The organism is Streptomyces sp. T028, assembly GCF_048159505.1.
Classification (GTDB): Bacteria; Actinomycetota; Actinomycetes; order Streptomycetales; family Streptomycetaceae; genus Streptomyces.
In genome coordinates this window covers 1-6810 of sequence record NZ_JBLRVZ010000108.1, presented here as the reverse complement: position 1 = coordinate 6810, position 6810 = coordinate 1, and the positions used below count along the sequence as shown (strand labels likewise).

8 protein-coding genes and 1 pseudogene are annotated in these 6810 nt (G+C 70.6%); 1 reads left to right on the top strand and 8 read right to left on the bottom strand.

Annotated elements, in window-relative coordinates; genetic code table 11:
• Positions 1–48: 48 nt before the first annotated feature.
• The 4 genes from ACLZN2_RS50660 to ACLZN2_RS50645 all read right to left on the bottom strand — a co-directional run bounded on the left by ACLZN2_RS50660 (position 49) and on the right by ACLZN2_RS50645 (position 2590).
• Positions 49–432, bottom strand: a complete 384-nt coding sequence (locus ACLZN2_RS50660) for a hypothetical protein (protein ID WP_416987027.1) — start codon at positions 430–432, stop codon at positions 49–51.
• Positions 433–499: 67 nt separating this feature from the next.
• A complete protein-coding gene (locus ACLZN2_RS50655; RefSeq protein ID WP_416987026.1) occupies positions 500–1678 on the bottom strand; it encodes a hypothetical protein in 1179 nt (392 codons plus the stop codon).
• 20 nt (positions 1679–1698) lie between these two features.
• Positions 1699–2232 carry a hypothetical protein gene (locus ACLZN2_RS50650; RefSeq protein WP_416987025.1) on the bottom strand — a complete coding sequence of 178 codons (534 nt, stop codon included), beginning with the start codon at positions 2230–2232 and terminating at the stop codon, positions 1699–1701.
• A 112-nt stretch (positions 2233–2344) separates the two neighbouring features.
• Complete coding sequence (locus tag ACLZN2_RS50645; RefSeq protein ID WP_416987028.1) at positions 2345–2590, bottom strand: hypothetical protein; 246 nt, start codon at positions 2588–2590, stop codon at positions 2345–2347.
• On the opposite strand from ACLZN2_RS50645, the pseudogene ACLZN2_RS50640 reads away from it, so the two are divergent.
• Positions 2481–3253, top strand: a pseudogene (locus ACLZN2_RS50640) (glycosyltransferase family 2 protein). The gene ACLZN2_RS50645 and the pseudogene ACLZN2_RS50640 overlap by 110 nt on opposite strands.
• Before the next feature lie 156 nt (positions 3254–3409).
• Here the strand turns inward: ACLZN2_RS50640 and ACLZN2_RS50635 are convergent.
• The 4 genes from ACLZN2_RS50635 to ACLZN2_RS50620 form a co-directional block, all read right to left on the bottom strand.
• Complete coding sequence (locus tag ACLZN2_RS50635; protein WP_416987023.1) at positions 3410–4111, bottom strand: glycosyltransferase; 702 nt, start codon at positions 4109–4111, stop codon at positions 3410–3412.
• A gap of 121 nt (positions 4112–4232) precedes the next feature.
• Complete coding sequence (locus tag ACLZN2_RS50630; RefSeq protein WP_416987021.1) at positions 4233–4715, bottom strand: hypothetical protein; 483 nt, start codon at positions 4713–4715, stop codon at positions 4233–4235.
• A gap of 669 nt (positions 4716–5384) precedes the next feature.
• Positions 5385–6095, bottom strand: coding sequence for a hypothetical protein (locus tag ACLZN2_RS50625; protein WP_416987020.1), 711 nt, complete (start codon positions 6093–6095; stop codon positions 5385–5387).
• Positions 6096–6136: 41 nt separating this feature from the next.
• Positions 6137–6810: hypothetical protein (locus tag ACLZN2_RS50620; RefSeq protein ID WP_416987018.1), on the bottom strand; the 674-nt coding region annotated here is incomplete at its 5' end.

Here is a 6810-nt window from a genome sequence, read left to right as displayed (position 1 = left end):
CTTCGCCACCAGGGCCGCGGAGGATGCGGATCGGTGTGCTGGTCATGCTCACCTGCCTCGTCCGGGTTTGGAGGAGGGGCTGATGCCGGTGCCGAGGACGGTGGTTGGCCGCGGCGCGGGGACGGGCGTGGTAGTGAGGGCGGGAGGCCGGTGCGCAGGGCGTACGGCGGCTTGCGCGACGCGGGCGCGGGGTGCCGTACGCCCCTGCTGCACGTTCGGTTGAGGCGGGCCGGGGTCGAGGGCGGGCTCGGTGTGCACTAGGTAGCCGTGGCGGCGAAGGTCCTTCACCGCCTGGCGGGTGCGGCGCAGGCCGTCCTTCTCGGGATGAGTCAGCCGGTACAGACCCGGCGTATCGGCGACCGGCTCGAACTGCTCACGGACCAGGAACCACTGGGCCAGGTGCAGGGGGATGTTCGCCGTGGCGATGGCCACGAAGCCGTGTTCGGGGTGGGCACTGAAGCGGAAGTGGTCAGACAGGTGCGGGGTCTTTCTTCTCGGGTCACCGGCGCGCGGAACTCGCACCGGGAGCGTGGGCAGGAACTGGCGGGAGCGCGCGGACAGCGTGGTCGTGTGCGGCGAGTGGGCGGAGCGGGGCGGCGGCGCGGGCTTGGCGCAGGAACACCTCACCGTCGGCCATCCATGCCTCGATCACGGGCACCATGCGCGCGTCGCGCTCGGCCTTCGCGTCCCCGTACGTCTTGGCCGGCAGTGCGGCCGGAGTCTGGCGGAGATCGTCCAGCCGGGCGTTCCAGTCGGCCAGGATCCCGGTGCCCTGCGCGAGGGCTTCGCGTAGCCGGTTCAGTGCGGTGGCGTCTTCGGGCCAGGTGGTCGTGGCGGGGCGGCACTGATCGAGCAGGGCCGGTGCGTGGGTGAGGACGTCGCGGAACTCCTGCCAGGTGAAGTCGGCGGACTGCCCTTCCAGTTCCGGGATGTGGTCGGGGTTCATGGGGCTGCCGTCGCTGAAGCGGCCGGACTCGCTGGTCGCCTGCCGGGCGTCGTACTCCTCGCGGATCCGCTCGAGTGCGAAGGCGACGGTGGCCCTGCGCCGTGTGTGAAGGGCGTGGTGGTAGGCGGGCAGGAACCCGTTGGCGATCGCGTGGGCGGCCTGCTCGGGCGCGGCGGGCAGGACGATGCTGCTCGGCGGGCTCGTCTGTGCGACGTGTTCGTCGAAGCCGTTCGGGGCGAAGGCGCCGAGCAGGTAGTCGTGTTGGTGTCCGGGCCGTTCAGTGAGCAGCAGTTCGATCCCTGTGCCGTCGGTCAGGACCGCCGTGTAGGGGAGCCGCTCGGTCTGGACGGCGTGGATCAGTTCGCCGGCGTCCCACAGCCACGGGAGCAGGTCGTGCTGCCACACCGGGTGGCTGTGCACACCGACCTGGGCGCTCCAAGGGCCCGGCAGGTGGGCGGCTATTTCGTCGGCGACGTCGCCGAGGTAGCGCCTGTTGCTGGCCGTGACGGTGGCCTGGTGGCGGCGGGCGGTGGGGATCAGCTGGTGCACGGCGTCGCGCGCCGCCTGCGGATCGTTACCTGCCAGGGCGAACGTGCCATCGTCGCGTCGGTGGAATCCGACGAGCTTCAGTGCGGTCTGTGCCCACCGGTACCGCTCGCCGTGAGCGACGGCGACGATGCCGGTGCTGGCACTCAAGGCGAGCGTGATCTCGGCGGGGGGATGGGAAGGCATGCGGGGTTCTTTCGATGGGATCAGCGCTGCAATCGCTGCCGGGGCTGAGGTCCGGTATGGGCAGGCGGTTGCGCCTGTGGTGCGGCCGAGCGCGGTGTGGAAGGTGCCGCCGGGGCGGGCGCAGGGCGCAGGTCGGCGGCGGTTTCGCGAAGCCGGGCGGCGGCCTCGGCGTATTTCTCGGCCGCGATACTCCGCATGACCTCGGGGTCGTTGCGCAGAGGGGAGGCGGCGAGGTCCGGCAGGGCCTCCCGGTGGAAGCCGGTGGCGGCGTAGGTCAGGGCCTCGGTGAGCACGTTCAGGGCGCCCGCGATCCCGGCAGCGGCCTCGGCGAGCCGAGCCAAGGCGACCCGTTCCGGAAGGTAGACCGTCTCCGGCAGGGTGAACCTTTCCTGCGCACGCTCGGTGAGGTACTGCAGATGGTGGGCCAGGACGTTGATGTCGTCCGTCAACGTGACCACGTCGACCGCCGCGGCGTTGGTGGGGAAGGCGTCGGCGAGTTCGTCCAGGCGCCGGCCCAGGTAGTTCAGGGCGGCCTGGGTGGCGGAGGCGTGCATCAGACCGCCTCGCTCACATCGCTCGGCTCTGCAGAGAGCGCGACTTCGTGAGCAGCGGGTTCTGCGCATTCGCTGGATTCCGTGTGAGATGAGCACCGCTTACGTCGGCGGATCATGAGCAGAATGCACCCGCCGTGACGAGGCGATGGCCCACCTCGGCGGCGCGCACGGCGAGCGGCAGGCCCACGTAGCCTTGACCGGCGACAACAACGTCCATGACGACTCCAATCTGGGTAAGGAGCACCGCTGTGCCCCTGGTTTCTGTGGTGATGCCTGTGCACAATTCGGCGGCCACGCTCGGGCCCGCGGTTCGGTCGGTGCTGGCGCAGACCCACACCGAGCTCGAACTGCTGATCACGGACGACGGATCCTCGGACGGGTCGATGGATCTGCTGAGAGAGCTGGCTCGGCAGGACGAGCGAGTCCTGCCGGAGGCAGCGGTCCGCCAGGGGGCGCAGCCCGGGCCCGCAACCTGGCCATCGCGCGGGCCCGGGGTGACTACGTCGCCTTCCTCGACAGCGACGACCTGTGGCTTTCGACGAAGGTCGAGAAACAGCTCGCCTTCGCCGCGACTGCCGGGACGCCCCTGACGTTCACCTCCTACTACAAGATGGACGCCTCGTACGCGGGCGAGGCCGCCGACTTCGTCCCGAACGGGCGCGTCGTGTGGGCACCGGAACACGTGGACTACAGCGCGATGCTGGCCCAGGACCACATCGGCGCCCTGACCGCCATGTACGACCGCAGGGCGGTCGGTACGAGGCTGATGCCGGACATGCCGAAGCGGCAGGACTACGCGCTCTGGTTGTCGATCATGCGGGATGGGACTCCGGCGCGGGCGCTGCAGGAGCCGTTGGCGGTGTACCGGGCGCAGCGGGCCGGGTCGCTCTCATCGAACAAGCTGTCGCTGGTCCAGTACAACTGGGCCCTGTACCGCCGGCACGAACAACTCGCGATGTTCCGGTCGGCTCGGGCTCTGGCCGGGTCGGCATGGCACTCGGTGCGGAAGTCACGCATTTAACCCCCCCCGATCACGAACTCAGGGCGACCGGCGTGTCCGCTTGGGTCGGGACTCGGTGGGTGATCCGTGCCGTCTGTGACGGCGCCGCATCGGCCAAACCGGAAGATCGCTAAAGGGCGACAGCTGACAGTAGCCGAGGGTTGCCGTTGCTCATGATCACGCGGAAGCTCGTGAAACCGCGGAACCTATAGGCTCCCGGCGGGAGAGGGCGGCTCGCAGGCTACGTCCGAAGTTCCACGCATGCCGCCGAGCGCTCGCCTCCAGGGCGTGGTAGGAGTCCTGGCGGGTCATCTGGCGGGGGTGTTGGCGGTATCGGTAGACCGGGATGGGTAGCAGGATGCCGGGCGCGAGGCTGGTGATGCCGAGGGCGGCGATGTAGTCCTCGCCCTGGACGAGCCCGCCCATGGGGGCGGCGCGCACGAGGTCGGTGCGGGCGAGGATGGTGGTGGGGCCGATCGGGATGGTGTCCTCTGGCCTCTTCCAGTACGTCCACACGTCTCCGGCCTCGTGGCGGCCGGGTGGGGTTGGGCACCGCCACAGCGTCGTTGACCCGTCGGGGTGCAGGTCCTGGCTGTATCCCGCGCACCAGCCCACACCTGTCGCCTCCAGCACGCGCAGCCGTACGGCCATCGCGTGGTCGCTGAACTCGTCGTCGTCATCGGCCCAGTTGATGTAGTCGGTGCGCACTTCGTTGAGTGCGAGGTTGCGCGCGCATGCTGCCCCTACCGGGCGGGGCAGCGGGAGGACGCGGACGCGGTCATCGGCGGCGAGCGGTGCCGGGAGCCGGGCGGGGGCGGCGCCGTCGAGCGCGATCACCGCCTCCCAGGGCACCTGCTGGCGGGTGAGGCTTTCGTGCATGGCCGTCAGGTGGCCGAGCCGCTCGGGCTTGAGCTGGGTGGCGATGACGACCGTGATCTTGACAGGGGATGGCGCGGGCAGAGAGGTCTCCGGGACAGGTAAACGGGGTGAGGAGGGTGCGTCAGCGGCGGGGAGCGGTCCGGGTGGTGGGCGCCGCAGGGGCGGTGGTGATGGTCGAGGCCGTTGTGCGGGGCGGCAGGGTCGCCGGGACCGGGTGGCCGGGGCGCCACCGGTGGGTGCTGTTGCTGAACCGGGCCCTGGGGTCGGTGTCCCAGGCCAGGATGGGACCGCGGTCCTCCGCGTCGAGCGGGATGACTTCGATGCCGTGCGGGTGCAGGACGTACCCCCAGTCCAGGCCCCGGTGGGATTTCTCGGTGACGGTCCACGGCTCGGGCTCGGCGGCGCCGACGGTGATGACGTGGACGTTGTCGAGCTTCCTGCTGGGGTGTTCGTCGCTGCCGACGAGTTCGGCGCGCAGGGGTTCGAGTGCGCCGTCGAGGAGGTCGGTGCCCAGCTGGGACCAGCCGTCGGGCGCCTCGTCGATCAGGTGTCGGCATAGGGCGTCGAGGTCACCGCCGAAGCGGTACTGGTGGGCGCCGAGCAACAGGGGGAGGTGGTGGCTTGGGTAGCCGTCCCAGTGGACGTAGACGCCGGCGTACCCGGTGTCGGTGGGGCGGGCGATGAAGGAACGGGTGGCCAGGAGTTCTCCAAGGACTTTCGGACGGTGGATGGTTGACCCCGAATTTCAGGGGCGGCGGCGTACGGGATGGGTGCCGGTGCTGTCGGCGGCCCGGCCGTGCTGCTCGGCGACAGCGGGCGCTGGCGCGGGCCCTGCGCCGGGGGGGCTGAGCGTTGGAGAGTGGGCTGGTGACGGCTGCCAGGGCCCGGTACAGGCTGCGCAGCGCGGCGGCGTGGCCGAGCGTGACGGCCAGCTGGCTTTCGGCGGGGACGGCGGTGCCGGGGTGCGGGGTAAGCCGGATCACGGCTGTGCTCAGGTGCGTTGCGGCGCGGTTGCTGTGCGCGAGCGCGGTGGCCAGCTGGGACAGGTATGCGCGTCCCGCGTCGCTCGTCGCGAGGGAGCCGTCAGCGGACTGGCGCAGGTCGGCGACGAGGCCGCCCGCCAGGTTGTACACGGCGACGAGCTGGTCCAGCACGGGCCCCATGGCGGCGTGTGCCGGACCGGTCTGCGGCGGGATGAGGCGCGTCGCTGTCTGCGTGATGTGGCGCTGCCAGTAGGCCAGGCGAGCGTCGATGAAGGCGTCGTCGGCAAGACTCATCGGCGCCTGCCCGGGTGCGGGTCGGCCGGTGCCGGCACGGGCCGGTCGGCGGTAGGTGCCGGGCTGTGCGGGGGCCGGACGGCCACGGTGAAGTCCAGGCTCTCCAGGCGCGCGACGCTACGGTGGAGCTGGCGTGCGGCCTGATCGGGAGGGAGGTCCTTGGGCAGGTGGCACTCTCCCGTGGCGGGGTCGAGAAGGAATCCGCCGTACGCGAGGAGATGAATGAGAGCGCGGCCGTAGGTGCAGGTGATGCGCGGGCGGGCCTCGGCGTCGAAGTGGATCTCCACCAGCAGGCGGCCGGGACTCGCGCGGCGCCAGGCCGGCATGGCCGCGAGACGGTAGTCGATCAAGAAGCGGCGGCGTACGGCGGCTGCGGCGCGGGCGGGATGCGCGGGAACGGCGATGCCGCGAGGGGCATCCGGCAGGCCCTGGACGTGTTCTTGGCTGGAGCCGGCGGGCAGCATCGGCAGCACCAGGTACTGGCCCGGCCGGTGGGGGCGGGGCATGACGTACAACTGGAGTCCGTGCGGCGAAGTGAGCACGCATCGCTGCACGCCGGCGGCTTCGAAGGCGGTGTACGCCAGGGGGCCGCTGTCCCAGATGCGGTTGCTGGCGGCGTCCTGGTCGATGAGCGTTGTCACCGGACCGGGCTGCCAGCGGCCGGGCAGGCGGTCGGCGAGCGCGGTGGCGAACTCGGTTACATGCAAGGGCGGTTCCTCGTCCACGTGGCTTCTCGGGGCTGCGGTGGTCACGCGGAGGTGGACAGGCCCTCGGCATCGGTTCGGCGGCAGGTGTAGCCGATGAGCTGCGATTTCCCCGGCGTGGTGGGGACGGTGGCCACGTCGGAGCAGGTGAACGTGTACGTGAAGTACGGGCTCGGGGTGATGCCGAGCCAGGCGCGGTCTTGCTTGTCCGGCACGATCTGCAGACCGGAGTGGGCGACGGCGTCGCGCTGGGTGTGGGTGTGCGCGAGGACCACGAGGGCACGGCCATCGGCTGTCTTGAGCGCGTAGCTGTCGGGGAACTCGGTGACGGCGGAGGAGAACTCGGTCGTGCCACGGCTGCCGAACTTGTGGATCGTCTCGTCGTGGACCTTGATCTGCCGCTTCGATGTCTTCGTCGTGGCGAAGACCTTCTTCCCGGTCAGGTCGCCGCCGGTTGAGAAATTATCGATCACGGCGGCACGCAGCACGTCGGCCGGGGCGGCGACGGCCTTGGCGGCGGTCGCGTCGATGGCGGTGGCATAGCCGTCCGCGTCGAGTGCGATCTTCGGGACCTGCTCCTTGTCGTCGAGGTCGACGGCGGCGACCATCTCCCACCGCTGCGTCTTGGCCTGTTCGGCCATGATCAGGACGCGGGCGTACTTGTTGTTCTTGCCGCTGTAGGTGACGGCGGCGAACCACTTGGGCTGTCCGGCGGTGA